Consider the following 20,194-nt stretch of genomic DNA (forward strand, 5'->3'; position numbering starts at 1 on the left):
CCGGCAGACCATGACGTCTTCGAAGCGAGACCGCACCAAGGCCCTGCCCCAGGACCTCCAGGAGGCGATGCGCCGTCGGCTCGCCGGCCGGGCCGCCGCCGCACGCCAGGGCATCCCGCGCGCCGACCGCTCCCGGCCGCTGCCGCTGTCCTTCGCCCAGCAGCGGCTGTGGTTCCTGGACCGGCTGCGCCCCGGCGACCCCCGCTACAACAGCGCCGTCGCGCTGCGCCTGACCGGCCCGCTCGACCACACCCTGCTGAGCCGCGCGCTGGACGCCGTCGTCGAGCGGCACGAGGCGCTGCGCACCACCTTCGAGGAGAGCGACGGACAGCCCGCGCAGACCGTGCGCCCGGCGGCCCCGGTGCCGCTGCCGGTGACCGACACGGCGTCGCACGCCCTGGAGAGCGCCCTGCTCGCCGAGTACGAACGCCCCTTCGACCTGGGCAGCGGCCCGCTCCTGCGCGCCCTGCTCCTGCGCGAGTCCGACACCGCGCACATCCTCGTGCTGACGGCGCATCACATTATCACCGACGGCTGGTCGATGGGCGTCCTGCTGGAGGAACTGTGCGCCGCCTACGACGCCCTGTCCCGGGGCGCGGCTCCGGAGCTGGAGCCGGTGGCGACCCAGTACCCGGACTTCGCGGTGTGGCAGCGCGAACAGCTGTCCGGACCTCGCCTGGAGCGTGAACTCGCTCACTGGAGACAAGCGTTGGCGGGCGTCGTGCCGCCGCGGCTGCCACTGGACCACCCCCGCGACGGGGAGGAGTCCGGGGCGGGAGCCGTGCACACCTTCCCCGTGCCCGCGCACATCACCGCACGGCTGCGCGAGCTGGCGGCCGAGCAGCACACCACCCTGTTCACCTCGCTGGTCGCCGCCTGCCAGGCCCTGCTGGCCCGCTGGTCCGGACAGGACGACATCACCGTCGGCTCCCTGACCCCGGGCCGCTCCCGCACCGACCTGGAACGCGCCGTCGGCTTCTTCGCCCACACCGTCGTGCTGCGCACCCCCGTCGACACCACCGGCTCCTTCCGGGACCTGCTCGGGGCCGCCGCGACCACCGTCAACGACGCCTTCGCGCACGGTGACACACCGTTCGAGCGCCTGGTGGAGGCCGTGGGCACGACCCGCGAGGCGGGCCGCAACCCCCTGTTCGACGTGATGGTCCTGCTGCACCCGGCCCCGCCCACCGCCCCCGCCCTCCACGGCCTGGCCACCGCCCCGGTCGCCGTGCCCCGGCGGGCGGCCACCTTCGACCTCAGCGTGGAGTTCGTCCCCGACGGCGACGGGGAGGGCCTGACCGGCCTCCTGGAGTACCGCACCGACCTGTTCGACACCGCCACCGCCCGGCGGATGGCCGACCAACTGCTGCGCACCCTGGAGGGCGCGGCCACCGCCCCGGACCGCCCCCTGGGCACCCTGCCCCTGCTCACCCCGGACGAGGGCCGGTGGATCACCCAGGAGTGGAACCCCACCGCGCCGGCCGTCCCGGCCGCCACCTGCCCGGAGCTGTTCACCCGGCAGGCGGCCCGCACCCCGCACGCCACCGCCCTGGTCGCCGGGGACGACCGCCTCGACTACGCGACGCTCGACGCCCGCGCCAACCGGCTCGCCCACCACCTCATCGCCGAGGGAGCCGGCCCCGAACGCCTGGTCGCGCTCCGGCTGCCACGCACCGCCGACATGATCGTGGCGATGCTCGCCGTCTGGAAGTCCGGCGCCGGCTACCTGCCCCTCGACCCCGCCCTGCCCGAGGAACGCGTCCGGTTCCTGCTCGACGACGCCCGCCCCGCCCTGGTGCTGGACGAGGCCGCCCTGCGCGCGGTGCCCACCACCCTGCCGGACACCCTCCCGGCCGCCCCCGCGGCCCCGGACACCACCGCGTACGTCATCCACACCTCCGGCTCCACCGGCCGCCCCAAGGGCGTCGCCGTGACGCACCGCTCGCTCACCCACCTGCTCGCCGCACACCGCGAGGGGTTCGTCGCCGACGCGGGCGGCGGCCCGCTGCGGGTGGCGCTGACCGCGTCGTTCTCCTTCGACACCTCGCTGGAGGGCGTGCTGCTGATGGCCGACGGCCACCCGCTGCACCTGGTCGACGAGACGACCCGGCTGGACGCCGCCGCCCTGGTCGAGTACGTCGTCGAGCACCGCGTCGACTTCCTCGACCTGACGCCGTCCTACCTGCGTCAGCTGCTGCCCGCCGGACTGCTCACCGACCCACGGCACCACCCGCGGGTGCTGATGCTCGGCGGCGAGGCGATCGGCCCCGGCCTGTGGCGTGAGCTGGCCGGCCACCGGGACGTGGCCGCGTACAACTTCTACGGCCCCACCGAGTGCACGGTCGACGCCCTGGCCTGCCGGATCGAGGGCGACGGACGTCCGCTGGTGGGCCGGCCACTGCCCCACGTGCGCGCGTACGTCCTGGACGACGGTCTCCAGCCGGTGCCGCCCGGTGTCGGTGGTGAGCTGTACCTGGCGGGCGAGCAGGTGGCGCGCGGGTACGCGGGCCGGCCCGGGCTGACCGCCGCGCGCTTCCTCGCCGACCCGTTCGGCCCGCCCGGGACCCGCATGTACCGCACGGGCGACCTGGCCCGCTGGACCGCCGACGGGTGCCTCGACTACCTCGGACGCGCCGACGACCAGGTGAAGGTCCGCGGCCACCGCATCGAGCCGGGGGAGATCGAGGCGGCGCTGCTCGACCTGCCGGACCTCACCGGTGCCGCGGTCGTCGCGGTCGCGGACGCGCACGGCCACCTGCGGCTGGCCGCCTACGTCGTACCCGCGCCGGGCGCGGAACCGCCCACCGCCTCCCAGCTGCGGGCGGCCTGCCGCCGGGTGCTGCCCGACCACATGGTGCCGTCGTCGTTCACCGTGCTCGACGTCCTGCCGCTGACCACCAGCGGCAAGCTGGACCGCCGTGCGCTGCCCGCCCCCGACGTCGAAGCGGCCCCGCGCGAGCGGGAGTTCGTCGCGCCACGCACCCCCGCCGAGGAGACGCTGGCCGGGATCTGGGCGAAGGTCCTGGGCGTCGCGAGAGTGGGCGTCACCGACAACTTCTTCGAACTCGGCGGCGACTCCATCCTCAGCATCCAGGCCGTCTCCCGCGCCCGCGCGGCCGGCCTGCACCTGACCTCGCGGGACGTCTTCCGCCACCAGACCGTCGCCGACCTGGCCGCCGCCGCGTCCCGGCGCACCGCCGAGGTCCCCGCCCCCCGCCGGCCGGACGAGGACGGGCCCGCCCCGCTGACCCCGATCCAGGAGTGGTACGTCGCCACGCACGGCGACCGGCACGGCAGCCCGCGGCTGTTCAGCATGTCGATGCTGCTCGACCTGCCGTACGGCGTCGACGAGGGCGCGCTGGAACGCGCGGTCGAGGCGCTGGCCGCCCACCACCCGGCGCTGCGCACCCGCTTCGCCCGCGGCGGCGACACCTGGCGGCAGCACCCGGGCGAGGGCCCGGCCGTCGGGTTGATGACCCGCCACGACCTCTCGTGCGCCGCCGATCTCCCGGCCGCTCGCTCCGCCGTCGACATCGCCCGCGCGGCTCTGGACCCGGAGACCGGCGCGCTCCTGCGCGCCGTCCTGCTGCTGCCCCCGCCCGGCGAGCGCCCCCAACTCTTCCTGACCGCGCATCACCTGGCCGTGGACAGCGTCTCCTGGCGGATCCTCCTCGGCGACCTGGAGTCGGCCTACCGGCAGGCGTCGACGGGCGAGCCGATTCGACTGGAGCCCGTGGCAACGCCGTTCACCGACTGGGCCGCGCACCTGTCCCGCCGGGTGCGGGCCGGCGACCTGGACGACGACCTGCCGTACTGGACGGCCGAGGCCGCCGAGCCCCGCGCCCCGCTGCCGGTGGACCGCCCCGGGACCCCGCTCGCCGGATCCGTGCGCACCGTCCGCACCCGGGTGGACCGCGCCACCACCGGGGCGCTGCTGCGCCGGGTGCCCGCCGCGTACCGCACGCAGGTCAACGACGTGCTGCTCAGCGCCCTGAGCCGGGTCCTCACGGACTGGACGGGCACCGAGCGGGTGACCGTCGCCCTGGAGGGCCACGGGCGCGAGGACCTCGGGAGCAGCGGGGGACCGGACGAGGGGCTGGACCTGTCCCGCACGGTGGGCTGGTTCACCACCCAGTACCCCGTCACCCTCACCCCGGCCGGACCGCCCTCCGCCCCCGACTGGGACGGCACGCTGAAGGCCGTGAAGGAACGGCTGCGGGCCGTGCCCCGGCGTGGACTGAGCTTCGAGGCGCTGGCCCGGCTCGGCTCGCCCGCCCCGGCCGCCCGCGCCCTGCGGGAGGCACCGCTGCCCCAGGTGTGCTTCAACTACCACGGGCAGTGGGACACGACCCCCGGAGCGGACTTCGCCCCGGCCGCCGAGGTGCCCGGCCGGGACATGGCGGCCGACGAACCCCTCGACCACCTGCTCGACATCTCCGCGGTGGTGGCCGACGGCGAGCTGGAGATCACCTGGCACTACAGCGACCAGACCCACGACCGGGAAACCGTACGGGAGTTGGCGCAGGACATGGTGGCGGCGCTGACCGCGATCGCCGAGCACTGCGACCGCCCCGACGCGGGCGGTCGCACCCCCTCCGACTTCCCCCTGGCCCGCCTGGACCAGCCCGCCGTGGACCGGCTGGTGGGCGACGGCCGCGCGGTGGAGGACCTCCTCCCGCTCACCCCGCTCCAGGAGGGCATGCTCTTCCACCGCCTGGTCGGCGGCCCCGACGACGTGTACGTGGACCAGGCCGCCCTGCTCCTGGATGGCGTGACCGACCCGCACTCCTTCGCCCTGGCCTGGCAGCGCGTCACCGACCGCACGCCCGCCCTGAGGACCTCGGTCGTGTGGCAGGACGTGCCCGCGCCGCTCCAGGTCGTGCACCGCGAGGTCCGCGTGCCGGTCACCCACCTCGACTGGCGGGACATGGATCCGGCGGAGCGCGCCGGCCGTCTCGACCGGCTCCGCGCCGACGACCTCGCCCGCGGCATCGACCTCGCCTCGGCGCCGCTGATGCGGCTCACCCTCGTCCGGCTGCCCGACGCCCGACTGCACCTGCTGTGGACCTCCCACCACCTCATCCTGGACGGCTGGAGCCTGGCCCAGGTGCTGACGGAGGTGTGCGAGGAGTACGCGGCGCTCGCCCCCGGAAACCACCGGGCACTCGCCGCGGGTACCGAGCCGGGCCCGCCCGTTCGCCGGCCGTTCGCCGACTACGTGCGCTGGCTGGCCGAGCAGGACGCGGAGGCCGCGCGGGCGTACTGGCGGGAAGCCCTCGCCGGGTTCGCCACCCCCACCCCGCTGCCCGTCGACCGGCCCCTGACCGGCACGCACGAGGCCCGGTCGGCGGACGTCCACACGGCCGAGCTGTCCGACACGGTCTCCGCGACCCTGGCCCGCACCGCCCGCGACGCCGGGTTGACCGTGAACACCGTGGTGCAGGGCGCCTGGGCGCTGCTGCTGGCCCGCTACAGCGCCGAGCCGGACGTGGTGTTCGGCACCACCGTCTCCGGACGCCCCGAAGAACTGCCGGGCGTGGAGTCGATGGTGGGCATGTTCATCAACACGGTGCCCACCCGCGTCCGGGTCGACGGCCACCGCCCGACCGTCGCCTGGCTGCGCGAACTCCAACAGATCCAGGCCGAGTCGAGGCGCTTCGCGGCCGCCTCCCTCGCCGAGCTGACCGCTCTGAGCGACGTGCCGTCGGGCACTCCGCTCTTCCACAGCATGGTCGCCTTCGAGAACTACCCCTTCGACGAGGCCCGTACCGCCGGCTCCGGCATCCGTCTCGTGGACGTCGCCTCCCGGGACGCCACCAACTACCCGCTGGTGCTGCGCGCCCACCAGGGCGAGCGGCTCGGCTTCGACCTGGCCTACGACCCGCACCTGTTCGACACCGCCACCGTCCGGGCACTCGCCGACCGGCTCCGCCTGCTGCTCACGGAGATCGCCGAGGCCCCCGACCGGCCGCTGCGCGCCCTGGCGTGCACGACCGCCGAGGAACGGCGGCGGATGCTCGTCGACTTCAACGGCACCGAGCACGGCCGTCCGGTCGAGACCCTGGTGGACCTCTTCGAGGCCCAGGCCGCCCGCACCCCCGACGCCGTCGCCGTCACCTGCGGCACCGACCGCCTCGACTACGCCACCCTCGACGCGGCGGCCGGCCGCCTCGCCCACCGGCTGGCCGAGGCCGGCGCCGGACCCGAGCGGTTCGTCGCGCTCGCCCTGCCCCGCTCGGCCGACCTCGTCGTCGCCGTCCTGGCGGTCCTGAAGACGGGCGCCGCCTACCTGCCGATCGACCCGAAGCTGCCCGCCGAACGCGTCGCCCACCTGCTGGCCGACGCCGCGCCGGTGACCCTGGTGACCACCACCGAGGCCGCGGAGGTCGCACCGGACGCCGCCGTCCCGGTCGTGGCCCTGGACGACCCGGGCACCCGGGCCGACCTCGCCCGCCGCCCCTCCACCGGCCCGGACCACCCCCGCCGCCCCCTGCCGGAGAGCCCCGCCTACGTCATCCACACCTCCGGCTCCACCGGCCGCCCCAAGGGGGTGGTCGTCCCGCACGCCAACGTCGTGCGCCTGTTCAGCCGCACCCGCCACTGGTTCGGCTTCGACGAGACGGACGTGTGGACGCTGTTCCACTCCTACGCCTTCGACTTCTCCGTCTGGGAGCTGTGGGGCGCCCTGCTGCACGGCGGCCGGCTCGTCGTCGTCCCCGACGACACCGCCCGCTCCCCGGAGGACTTCCTGCGGCTGCTCGCCGACGAGCGGGTCACCGTCCTCAACCAGACCCCGTCCGCCTTCCACCCGCTGGCCCGCGCGGACGCCGAACACCCCGAACTCGGCGCACGGCTCGCCCTGCGCACGGTGGTCTTCGGCGGTGAGGCCCTGGACGTCGCCCGCCTCGCCGACTGGTACACCCGCCACCCCGACACCGCGCCGCGCCTGGTCAACATGTACGGCATCACCGAGACCACCGTGCACGTCACGTACACGGCACTGGACCGCACGACGGGCGACGCGGGTACCGCGAGCCCCATCGGCACCGGCATACCCGACCTGCGCGTCCACGTCCTCGACGACGCACTGGCCCCCGTACCGCCGGGAGCCGTGGGGGAGATGTACGTGGCGGGGGAGGGCCTGGCGCGGGGCTACCTGGGCCGGCCCGGACTGACCGCGACGCGTTTCCTCGCCGATCCGTTCGGCGCACCGGGGACGCGGATGTACCGCACCGGAGACCGGGCCCGGCGACGGGCCGACGGCACGCTGGAGTACCTGGGCCGTGCCGACCAGCAGGTGAAGATCCGCGGTTACCGCATCGAGCCCGGCGAGATCGAGGCGGCCTTGCACACCCACCCCGGAGTGGGGGAGGCGGCCGTGGGCGTCCACGAGGACGGTTCCGGAACGCGGCGGCTGGTGGCCCATGTCGTCGGCAGCGCCGGCGCCGAGCCGCCGTCCGCCGCCCGACTCCGCGCCCACCTGGAGCGGTCGCTGCCCGCGCACATGGTGCCCGCCGCCTACGTGCCGATGGCGGCCCTGCCGCTGACCGTCAACGGCAAGCTCGACCGGCGCGCCCTGCCCGCCCCCGGACCGGACGGGTTCGCCACGGGCACCGAGCGCCGCGCGCCGAGCACCCCCGCCGAGCGGGCGGTCGCCGCCGCCTGGGCGGACGTGCTGGCCACCGACGAGGTGGGAGCCGACGACGACTTCTTCGCCCTCGGCGGCGACTCGATCCTCGCCGTCCGGGTCGTCTCACGGCTGCGCGCCGCCTTCGGCGGGGACGTCTCGCCCCGGCTGCTGTTCACCCACACCACGGTGTCCGCCCTGGCCACGGCACTCGGTGACCCGGCCGAGCACGGCGGCACACCGGCCGACGTCATCCCGGCCGCCGATCCGGGCAGCCCGGCGCCGCTGTCGTACGCGCAGCAGCGGCTGTGGTTCCTCGACCGCTTCGAGCCGGGCAGCACCGAGTACACGACGCTGTCCGTGCTGCGCCTGCGCGGCCCGCTCGACGAGAAGGCCCTGCGCACGTCCCTATCCGGCCTGGTGGCCCGGCACGAGGCGCTGCGCACCACCTTCGCCGAACACGACGGCCACGCGAGGCAGATCGTGCACCCGCCCTACCCGGTGGACCTGCCACTGGACGACCTCACCGGCGCCCGCGACCGGCTGGACGCCCTGGTGGAACGCGAGGCCGCCATCCCGTTCGACCTGAGCACCGGACCGCTGCTGCGGGCCCGTCTCGTGCGTCTGGCCGGCGACGAACACGTGCTGGTCCTGGCCGTGCACCACATCGTCACCGACGGCTGGTCCGTCGGCGTGCTCGGCCGGGACCTGGGCGAGCTGTACGCGGCCGCCCGCGAGGACCGCGCGCCCCGGCTGCCGCGCCTGCCGGTACGGTACGCGGACCACGCCGCCTGGCAGCGCGCCCGCACCGGCCAGGCGGACAGGCAGCTCGCCTACTGGCTGGACACCTTGGACGGGATCACGCCGCTGGAGCCGCCGACCGACCGGCCGCGCCCCGCGGTGCGCACCCGCGAGGGCGCGCTGGTGACCTTCACCCTCCCCGCCCCGCTCACCGAGCGGCTGCGCGAGACGGGCCGCGAGGCCGACGCCACCCTCTACATGACCCTGCTGACGGCCTGCACCATCCTCCTCTCCCGCTGGGCGGACCAGGAGGACATCGCCGTCGGCACGGTCACGGCGGGCCGTGAACGCCCCGAACTCCACGACGTGGTCGGCATGTTCGTCAACACCCTCGTGCTGCGCAACCGGGTGGAGCCCGGCCTGTCGTTCCGCGCGCTGCTGGAGCGGGTCCGCTCCACCGTCCTGGACGCGTTCGCCCACCAGGAGGTGCCGTTCGAGAGGCTGGTGGACGCCCTCCAGCCCGAGCGGGACACCAGCCGCACCCCGCTGTTCCAGGTGATGGTGGCGCTGCACAACCTGGGCGCCGAGGTACCCGACCTGCCGGGGCTGACCGTCGAACCCATCACGCCGCCGGTCCGGCACGCCGCCTACGACCTCGCCTTCGACTTCGTCGAGAGCGACGGCGGCGTCACCGGCTACCTGGAGTACGACACCGGCCTGTTCGACGCGGATACCGCCGAACGCCTCGCCGCACGGCTGCGGTTGCTGCTGGAGGCCGCGGTCGAGGATCCGCACCGGGACGCCCGCGCGCTGCCGGTGCTGACGGCCGCCGAACAGCGGCAGGTGCTCGACGAGTGGCAGGGCGGCCACCTGCCCGCGGCGGACACCGCGTTCCCCGCCCTGTTCGAGGCGCGGGCGGCACGCACGCCGTACGCCACCGCACTCGTGGCCCGGGACGACACGCTCACCTTCGCCGCCCTGAACGAGCGTGCCAACCGGCTCGCCCACCACCTGATCGCCCTGGGCGTCGGCCCCGAACGCGTGGTCGCCGTGCGGCTGCCGCGCACCTCGGAACTCGTGGTGGCCGTGTTCGCCGTGCTCAAGGCGGGCGGCACCCTGTTCTGCCTCGACCCGGACCTGCCCGAGGAGCGCGTCGCGTTCCTCCTCGCGGACGCCGCACCGCACACGCTTCTGACGGCCGGCACCCTGCGCGACACGCCCTGGCACCACCTGCCCGCCCACGACCCCACCGACGCCGACCGGCTCGCCCCGCTGCACCCCGACAACACCGCCTACGTCATCTACACCTCCGGGTCCACCGGCCGGCCCAAAGGCGTCCTGGTGGAACACCGCCACCTGGTCAACCTCTGCCACGACCACCGGGAAGGACTCGTCGCCCCGCACACCGCCGACGGACGCCGGCTCAAGGCCGCGCTCAGCGCCTCGTTCTCCTTCGACACCTCCTGGGAGGGGCCGCTGCTGCTCGCCCTCGGCCAGGAGGTCCACCTCGTCGACGAGGACGTACGCCGGGACCCGGAGGCGTTCTGCGTCCAGATCGACCGGCGGGAACTGGACCTGGTGAACGTCACCCCGTCCTTCCTGCGCGAACTCACCGCGGCCGGGCTCCTCGCCCCCGGCCGCCACCACCCGCGCCTGCTGCTGGTCGGCGGCGAGGCGGTCGGCCCCGACACCTGGGCCGAACTGTGCGCCGCCCGGGCCGACTTCGGCGTCACCGCGTACAACATGTACGGCCCCACCGAGACCACCGTCGACGCGGTCTACGGACGCTGCGCCGACCGTCCCGGACGCCCCGTCATCGGCCGCCCCGGCCGCAACCTGCGCGCCTACGTCCTCGACGGCACGCTGCGCCCGGTCCCGCCCGGCGTGCCGGGCGAGCTGTACCTGGCCGGGGCACAGGTCGCCCGCGGCTACCTGAACCGGCCCGGCCTGACCGCCGCCCGCTTCCTCGCCGACCCGTTCGGGACGCCGGGCGAGCGGATGTACCGCACCGGCGACCGCGCCCGCTGGGACACGTCCGGGCTGCTGGAGTTCCTGGGCCGGGCCGACGAGCAGGTCAAGATCCGCGGGTTCCGCATCGAGCCCGGCGAGGTGGAGGCCGCGCTGCTCGCCCTGCCGGACGTCACCGACGCCGCCGTGGCCGCCCGCCAACACGCCGGGCGCACCCTGCTCGTGGCGTACGTGGTGCCCGCCGCGGAGCAGGCCCCCTCCGCCGACGAACTGCGGGTGCGGCTGCGGCGGACCCTGCCGGACCACATGGTGCCCGCCGCGTTCGTGCCCCTGACGCGGATACCGCGCACCAGCAGTGGCAAGACCGACCGCCGCGCGCTGCCCGCCCCGCCCGTCCAGCCCGACAGCGGCACACCGTACGTGGCGCCACGCCCGGGTACCGAGGAGCAGCTGGCCGCCATCTGGGCCGAGGTGCTGGGCGTGGAGCGGGTCGGCGCCCGGGACAACTTCTTCGCGCTGGGCGGCGACTCGATCCTCAGCATCCAGATCGTCTCCCGGGCCCGCCGGACGGGTCTCGCGCTGACCACGAAGGACGTCTTCCGCCACCAGACGATCGCCGAACTCGCCCTGTGCGTCAGCGAGTCGGCGCCCAGGACGGCGGCCGGCACGGATGACGCCCCGCCCGCCGAGGCGCCGCTGACGCCCATCCAGCGCTGGTACCTCGACGGCCGCCGCCCCGGCGACGCCCTGCGCTTCACCATGACCCAGCGCCTCGAACTGACCGCCGCCACCGACCTGTCGGCGCTGGAGCCGGCCGTCGACGCCCTCGTACGCCACCACCCGGCCCTGCGCACCCGGTTCCGGCACACCGACGACGGCTGGCGCCAGGAGGTGCTGCCGCAGGTGCCGGACGGCGTGTTCACCCGCCACACCACGGCCCACCTCGACGGCGCGGCACTGGAGGCCGAGGTGCAGCGGGCCGCGGACGCGGCGCAGGCCTCACTCGACCCCGCCGCGGGCCGGGTCGTCCGCGTCCTGCTCTTCGACCGGGGTCCGGAGCACCCCGCCCACCTGCTGATCACCGTGCACCACCTGGTCGTCGACGGCGTGTCCTGGCGGGTCCTGCTCGGCGACCTGGAGACCGCCCACCGCGCCACCGCTGCCGGGCGGCCCGTCGAACTCCCGCCGGTGGGCACCACGTTCGGCCACTGGGCGGCGCGGCTGGACCAGCACACGCGGTCCGGCGCCCTGGACGCCGACCTGGACCACTGGACCCGCACCGCCGTCGCCCCGGCCGCCCTGCCCGCCGGACGGCCCGGCGCCAACACCCACGGCACCGCCGCCACCGTCACCGTGTCGCTGGCACCGGGGGAGACGGAGGCGCTGCTGCGCCAGGTCCCGGACGTGTACCGCACCCAGGTCAACGACGTGCTGCTCAGCGCTCTGGGCCGCACCCTGGCCCGCTGGTGCGAGCGCGACACGGTCCTCGTCGGGGTGGAGGGGCACGGCCGGGAGGACCTCTTCGACGACCTGGACCTGTCGCGGACCGTCGGCTGGTTCACCGCGGAGTTCCCCCTCGCCCTGACCGCGGCGCCCGACGCCGACTGGCGCGCCACCCTGCGCTCGGTCAAGGAGCGGTTGCGCGCGGTGCCGCTGCACGGCCTGAGCCACGGTGCCCTGCGCCACCTCCTGCCGGACAGCCCGCTCGCCGACGCCCCGACGCCGCAGGTCGGCTTCAACTACCACGGCCGTTGGGACGCGGGAAGCGGCACCGAGGAGGGCCTGTTCCGGGCCGCGCTGCCGCCGGCCGGCCGCGACACCGACCCGGACGAGACGCGCCCCTACCTGCTGGACATCACGGGCGTGGTCCAGGACGGCCGGCTGGAACTCGGCTGGACCTACCCGAGCGCCGTCTACGACGAGTCCACCGTGCGGCACCTGGCCGAGGAGATGTGCGCGGCGCTCCGCGACATCGTGGCGCACTGCGCCGACCCGGACGCGGGCGGCCGCACCCCCTCCGACTTCCCCCTCGCCGACCTCACCCAGGACCAGCTCGACCGGCTGGTGGGCGACGGACGGCACGTGGCGGACGTCCTGCCGCTGACGCCCCTGCAGTCCGGCATGCTCTTCCACGGTCTCGTCGACACGGCCGGCGCCTACTCCGACCGTACGGCGGTCCGGCTGACCGGAGTGGCCGACCCCAAGGCGTTCGCGGCGGCCTGGCAGCAGGTCGCCGACCGCACCCCCGCCCTGCGCACCAGCGTCCACTGGCAGGGCCTGCCGCATCCCGTCCAGGTCGTCCACCACCGCGTGCACCTGCCCGTCACCCACCTGGACTGGCGTCGACTGACGGCCGGGCAGCGGGAGGAGGCGACCGAGCGGCTGCTCGCCGAGGACCGCGCGGCGGGCATGGAACTGACCGCCGCGCCGCTCACCCGGATCACGCTGGCGGCCCTGCCGGGTGACGAGGTCCTGCTGGTGTGGTCGTCCCACCACCTGATCCTGGACGGCTGGAGTTCCGGGCAGCTGCTCACCGAGGTGTGCGAGCGGTACGCGGCGCTCACCGGTGGCCAGGACACCGCGCCGCCCGTGCGGCGGCCGTTCGCGGACTTCCTGCGCTGGCTGCGCGAGCAGGACGCCGACGGAGCGACGGCCGAACGTCACTGGGCCGACGCCCTCGCCGGCTTCACCCAGCGCACCCCGCTGCCCTACGACCGCACCCCCGCCGAGGCCCACCGGGCCCGCTCCGCCGAGTCCGTCCACCACGAGCTGGACACGGACGTGTCACGGCGGCTGCGGGAGACGGCGGCCAGGAGCGGACTCACCGTCAACACCGTGGTGCAGGCCGCCTGGGCCCTGCTGCTGGCCCGGCACAGCGGACGCGACGACGTCGTGTTCGGCACGACCGTCTCCGGCCGCCCCGCCGAACTGCCCGGCGTCGACACCATGATCGGCATGTTCATCAACACCGTGCCCACCCGGGTGCGGGTCCGGGGCGACGGCGTCCTGCCCTGGCTGCGCGGCCTCCAGGAGCAGCAGAGCGAGGACCGGCGCTTCGACTTCCTGTCCCTGGCTCGTATCCAGGCACTGACCGAAGTGCCGCCCGGAGAAGCCCTGTTCGACAGCATGGTGGTGTTCGAGAACTACCCGGTCGACGAGTCGGCCGCCGCCCGCACGGGCGTCGGCGTGGCGGAGGTGCGGGCCGACGACGCCACCACCTTCCCGCTGTGCCTGCGCGCCCACCTGACCGGCCGGCTCGGCTTCGACCTGGCCTACGACGCCGCCTTCTTCGACCGTGCCACGGTGGAACAGATGACGGCTCGGCTGGCCGCCGTGCTCACGCGGTTCTCCGACGGCCTCGCCGGTGACGTCGGCGACCTCGAAGCGCTCACCGCCGAGGACCGGCGGTTGCTGGCGGAGTGGAACACCACCGCCCGCCGGCCGGAGCCGCGCAGCCCCGTGGACCTCTTCGCCGAGCAGGCCCGCCGCACCCCCCACGCCCTCGCGGTGGACGGCGGCGACCGGCGGGTGACCTACCGCGAACTCGCCGACTGGTCCGACCGCCTGGCGTCCCGGCTGCTCGCGGACGGCCTGACCGCCGAGGACGGAGTGGCCCTGCTCATGGACCGCGGCGCCGAACTCGTCGTCGCCCAGCTCGCGGTCCTCAAGGCGGGCGGCGCCTACGTGCCGATCGACGTCCGCGCCCCCGAGGAGCGGCGCCGGGTGATGCTCGCGCAGGCGGGCGTCAGGGCCCGGCTCACCGCCGAGGACGTCGGCGCGGCTCGCCGCGCCCTCGCGGCGGCGACAGCGGCCGCCGTACCGGCGGATCCCGACCGGCTGGCCTACGTCATGTTCACCTCCGGATCCACCGGCGTGCCCAAGGCCGTGGCGGTACGCCACCGCGACGTGGCGTCCCTGGCCACCGACAGCCGCTTCGCCGGCGGGGTGTGCGCCCGCGTGCCGCTGCACTCGCCGGTCGCGTTCGACGCCGCCACCTTCGAGGTGTGGGCGCCCCTGCTGACCGGCGGCTGCGTGGTCGTGGCCCCCGGGGAGACGGTGGACGCCGGCCTGCTGCGCCGGCTGACCGGCGGCACGGCGCAGAGCGGGGACAGCGGACTGACCGCCCTGTGGCTGACGGCCGGTCTGTTCCGTCTCCTGGCCCAGGACGCGCCGGACTGTTTCGCGGGCCTGCGCCAGGTGTGGACGGGCGGTGACGTGGTCCCCGCGGCGGCCGTGCGCCGGGTGCTGGCCGCCTGCCCCGGCCTGACCGTGGTGGACGGCTACGGGCCGACCGAGACCACGACCTTCGCCACGTCCCACGCGCTCGACGACGCGACGGCGGTACCCGAGACCGTGCCCGTCGGCCGGCCGCTGGACGGCAGACGGGTCCACGTCCTCGACGCCCGGATGCGTCCCGTTCCGCCGGGCTGCGCGGGCGAGCTGTACGTGGCCGGCGAGGGCGTGGCACGCGGCTACCTGGGCCGCCCCGGCGAGACCGCCCGCCGCTTCCTCGCGGACCCGTCCGGGCCGCCGGGATCCCGGATGTACCGCACGGGCGACCTGGCCCGGCGCCGCCCGGACGGCACCGTCGAGTTCCTGGGCCGCGCCGACGACCAGGTGAAGATCCGCGGCTTCCGGGTGGAGCCCGGCGAGGTGGCGGCCGCGCTGGCGTCCCACGCCGGTGTCGCGGACGTGGCGGTGGTGGCCCGCGAGGACCGGCCCGGCGCCCGTCGCCTGGTCGCCTACGTCGTCGGCCCGGCCGCGGACGACCCGGCGGAGCTGCACGCGTACGCCCGCCGCACGCTGCCCGACTACCTGGTGCCCTCCGCGTTCGTCGCGCTGGCGGCCCTCCCGCTGAGCGGCAACGGCAAGGTGGACCAGGCGGCCCTCCCGGCGCCGGAGCCGGACGCCGGCGCGCGACTGGACACGCCGACCGCCCCGCGCACCGAGGCCGAACGCCGTACCGTCGCCGTCTTCGCGGACGTCCTGGGCGGACGGCCCCCGGGTGTGCGGGACGACTTCTTCGCGCTGGGCGGCGACTCCATCCTCAGCATCCGCCTCGCCTCCCGCCTGGCCGAGGAGTTCGGCACCACCCTCTCCCCACGCGCCGTGTTCGACCACCCCACGCCCGCCGGGCTCGCCGCGCTGCTCACCGGGGACCGGACCGCCGAGGAGACCGGTCCCGGCATCGTGCCGGTGGACCGCGACACGACGGCACCGATGTCGTACGCACAGCAACGCCTCTGGTTCCTGGAGGAGTTCGCGCCCGGCGGCTCCGAGTACGTCACCGCCCTGGCGCTGCGCCTGCGCGGCCGGCTCGACCGCCGGGCCCTCGCGGCGGCCCTGGGCAGGCTGGTGGCCCGGCACGAGTCGCTGCGTACCACCTTCGACACGGTGGACGGCCGGGGCGTACAGATCGTCCACCCGCCGCGCGAGGTGCCGCTGCCGCTCGACGACCTGTCACGACGGCCCGAGGACGACCGCGCGGCCCGTCTGGAGGAACTGCTCGCGGCCGACCGCGCCCGCCCGTTCGACCTGCGCGAAGGGCCTCTGCTGCGCGCCGGTCTGATCCGGCTCGCCGACGACGAGCACGTCCTGACCCTCACCCTGCACCACATCGTCACCGACGGCTGGTCCACCGCCGTCCTCACCGGCGACCTGGCCCACCTGTACCGGGCCGAGCTGGACCCGGCCACCGCGCCCCTGCCGGCGCTTCCGGTCCAGTACGCCGACTACGCCCAGTGGCAGCGCACCACCAGTGGCAGGGAACAGCAACTGACGTACTGGAAACAGCAGTTGGCCGGCATCGAGCCGCTGGACCTGCCCACCGACCGGTCCCGCCCGCCGATCCGGACCCGGTCCGGCGCGACCGCCCGGCTGGCCCTGCCGCCCCGCACCGCCCGCCGTCTCGCGCAGGTCGGCCGGGACCGGGGAGCCACCCTCTTCACCACCCTGGTCGCCGCCGCGCAGGCCTTCCTCGCCCGGCTGAGCGGCGGCCGGGACATCGCCGTCGGCACCGTCACCTCGGGCCGCGAGCAGGCCGAGGTCCAGCAGCTGATCGGGTTCTTCGTCAACACCCTGGTGCTGCGCTCGCAGGTCGACGCCGACCGTCCCTTCCCCGAGTTCCTCGACGACGTCCGGCGGACCGTGCTGGACGCCTTCGCCCACCAGGAGGTGCCGTTCGAGCAGGTGGTGGACGAGGTGCGACCGGTCCGCGACACCAGCCGCACCCCGCTCTTCCAGGTGATGGTCGTCCTGCAGAACACCCCGGCCGCCGACCTCGATCTGCCGGGCCTGGAGGTGTCCGCCGTCGAGACGGAACTCCAGCACGCCGCGTTCGACCTCACCCTGGAGTTCGCCGAGACGGACTCCGGCGCCCTGCACGGCCTGCTCACCTACAACACCGACCTGTTCGACGCGGCCACGGCCGGGCACATGGCCGACCAGCTCACCACCCTGCTGACCGCCGTGGCCGATGACCCGCACCGCCCCCTCGGCGCCCTGCCGCTCACCTCCGACGAGGAACTCAAGGCGCTGCTGGACCAGGGACAGGGCACCTCCCGGCCGGTACCGGTGGCGACGCTGCCCGAGCTGTTCGAACGGCAGGCGGCCGGCACCCCCGACGCCGTCGCCCTGCTGGACGGGGAACGGCGGTGGTCGTACGCGGACCTGGACCGCGCCGCCAACCGGCTCGCCCACCGGCTGATCGCCCGCGGCGTCGGACCCGAGGAGATCGTCGCCCTCGCCCTGCCCCGCGCCGCGGACACGGTGGTGGCACAGCTCGCCGTCGCCAAGGCGGGCGGCGCCTTCCTGCCCGTCGACCCGAACTACCCCGAGCAGCGCCGGGAGTTCATGGTGCGCGACGCGGGTGCCCGGGTGGTTCTCACCGATCCGGCGGACATCTGGGCGGCGGCCGGACCGGACACCGCGCCCACCGACACCGACCGCACCACCGCCCTCACCGTCGACCATCCGGCGTACGTCATCTACACCTCCGGCTCCACCGGCACCCCCAAGGGCGTGGTGGTGACGCACCGGGGCCTGGCGGGCTTCGCCACGGCCGCCGCCGAGCGGTACGCGGTGGGCCCCGGCGACCGGGTGCTCCAGTTCGCCTCGCCCAGCTTCGACGCCTCCGTCCTCGAACTGTGCGTCTCCCTGCTCAGCGGCGCCGCCCTGGTGACGGGGGAGGAGGGGCCGCTGGTCGGCGAGCGGCTGGCCGAGGTGCTCGCCGGGCGCCGCATCAGCCACACCCTCATCCCGCCGGCCGCGCTGGCCACCGTGGCGCCGGAGACCGCCGGCGCCCTGCCCCACCTGCGGACCCTGATCGTCGGCGCCGAGGCATGCCCGTCCGACCTCGTGGAACGGTGGGCGCCCGGCCGCCGGATGATCAACTCGTACGGGCCCACCGAGGCCACCGTGGTCGCCACCTGGACCGGCCCGCTGAGCCCCGGGGGCGACGCCCCACCGATCGGCCGCCCGGCCGGCGCCGCCCGCGTGTACGTCCTCGACGCGGCCCTGCGGCCCGTCCCGCCCGGTGTGACGGGGGAGCTGTACGTGGCGGGTCCGGGCCTGGCCCGCGGCTACCTCGGCCGGCCGGGCCTGACCGCCCGGAGCTTCGTCCCGGACCCGTTCGGCGCGGCGGGAGAACGCATGTACCGCACCGGCGACCTGGTGCGCTGGACTGCCGGGGGCGAACTGCGCTTCGTCGGGCGCACGGACGACCAGATCAAGCTGCGCGGCTTCCGGATCGAGCCGGGAGAGACGGAGAGTGCCCTGCGCCGCAGCCCGCTCGTGCGTGACGCGGTCGTCGTCGTCCGCACCGACGGCCCCGACGGACAGCCGTCCGACGGCCCCGGGCGGCTGGTGGCGTACGTGGTCCCCGCCGAGAAGGGCACCAGCGAGAGCGGCGCCACGAACGAGGAGAGCGCCGACGGGAGCACCGGCGAGAGCGGCGAGGAGAGCGCCGACGGGCTGCCCGTCGCCGCGCTGCGCGAGCACCTGGCCGGACTGCTGCCTCTGCACATGGTCCCGGCGGTGTTCGTGCCGCTCCAGCGGCTGCCGCTGACCCCCAACGGCAAGACGGACCGGCGTGCCCTGCCCGCACCCGGCCCCGCGCACACCGCCGCCACCGGCCCGCGCACCGCACCCCGTACGGACACCGAACGCCGTATCGCCCGCGTGTGGAGCGACGTCCTCGGCGTGGAGGACATCGGGGCGGACGACAACTTCTTCCACCTCGGCGGCGACTCGATCCTGAGCATGCAGGTGGTGTCCCGGCTGCGGCGCGAGGGCCTGCACCTGGCCACCCGGGACCTGTTCACCCACCAGACCGTCGCCGAACTGGCCACCGTGGTCGGCACCGCACCCCAGCACACCGGCGACGGTCCGGCGACCGGCCCGGTCCCCCTCACCCCGATCCAGGAGTGGTTCCTGACCACACCGCGCGCCGACCACACCCACTTCAACCAGTCGGCGCTGCTGGAACTCGACGGCCCGCCCGACACCGCCGCCCTGGAAAGGGCCTTGCACGCCCTGCTGGAGCACCATGACGCGCTGCGCATGCGCTTCACCAGGGACGCCGACGGCTGGCACCAGTTCAACCCGCCGCCGGGAGAGACCCCAGGGCTCCTCGTCCGCCACGACCTGACGGGCCTGCCGGCGGACGCGGCCGACGCGGCCATGCAGAGGGCCGCCGACGACCTGCACACCGGCTTCGACCTGGGCCGGGGCCCGCTGCTGAGGGCGGCCCTGTTCACCGGCGCGGCCGGAGGGGACTCACCCGGCACGGGCGACGAGGCCGGCGACGGCTCGGCCTTCGTCCTCCTGGTCGCCCATCACCTGGTGGTGGACGCCGTGTCCTGGCGGATCCTCGCCGACGACCTGGAGGTCGCCTACGGGCAGGCCGTGCGCGGCGAGCCCGTCAGCCTGGGGGAGCGCACCACCTCCTTCCGCGACTGGGCCCGCGCCCTCGCCGCACACGTCGCCGAGGGCGGCCTGGACCACGAACTGCCGTACTGGGAGGAGGCCGTGACCGCGGAACAGCTCCCGGTCGCCGCCGAGCCCGGCACGGCCGCACAGGAGACGGGCACGCGGGAGGCGGGCACGCTCACCGTCGAACTGGGGGAGGAGGACACGGCGGCACTGCTGCGGGCCGCGCCGGCCGCCTACCGCACCCGGGTCAACGACGTCCTCCTGGCAGCGCTGGCCCTGGCGCTGGCCCGCTGGACCGGAAGCGAACGTGTCCGCCTGGACCTCGAAGGGCACGGCCGCGAGGACCTGCTCGACGACGTGGACCTCTCCCGCACGGTCGGCTGGTTCACCACCATCCACCCGGTCGCCCTCCGGATACCCGAACCCGACCACCTGGGACCCGACCGGAACTGGCGTGCCCTGGTGAAGTCGGTGCGCCGCCAGCTGCGCTCCGTGCCCGGCAACGGGCTGGGCTTCGGTGCCCTGCGCACCTTCGGGCCGCCCGAGGTCCGCGAGCGCCTCGGCTCCGCGGCCCACGGTCAGGTGGTCTTCAACTACCTCGGCCAGTGGGACGCCCGCCCAGCGGCCTCCGGCGGCGGCCTGGTGCGCGCCGAACACGGCTCCTTCGGTCAGGACCACGATCCCCGGGACAGCGGATCGCACCCGCTGGAGGTGGTCGGCGCGGTCCGGGACGGGCGCCTCGCCTTCACCTGGCACCACCGCCCCGGGACATACGACACCGCGACCGTGCGGCGCGTCGCCGAGGACTTCGCCGAAGCACTGCGCCACATCGCCCGGCAGGCGAGGGGGAGCGTGTGACACAGCCCGCCCCGGTGCCCCGGCACCGCGAACCCACGGCCGCCCGAGGGGACCGTGCCCCGCCGAGCC

At 75.4% G+C, this 20,194-nt stretch carries 1 protein-coding gene; it reads left to right on the top strand.

Features of this window, described 5'->3' with window-relative positions; genetic code table 11:
- Positions 1-10: 10 nt before the first annotated feature.
- Positions 11-20,125 carry a non-ribosomal peptide synthase/polyketide synthase gene (locus QQS16_RS38450; protein ID WP_286067218.1) on the top strand — a complete coding sequence of 6,705 codons (20,115 nt, stop codon included), beginning with the start codon at positions 11-13 and terminating at the stop codon, positions 20,123-20,125.
- The last annotated feature ends 69 nt before the right edge of the window (positions 20,126-20,194 follow it).

This window comes from Streptomyces sp. ALI-76-A, from assembly GCF_030287445.1.
Classification (GTDB): domain Bacteria; phylum Actinomycetota; class Actinomycetes; order Streptomycetales; family Streptomycetaceae; genus Streptomyces.

Coding starts and splice junctions, on each gene's coding strand:
- QQS16_RS38450 (WP_286067218.1), top strand. CDS start 11: ATGACGTCTTCGAAGCGAGACCGCACCAAGGCCCTGCCCCAGGACCTC.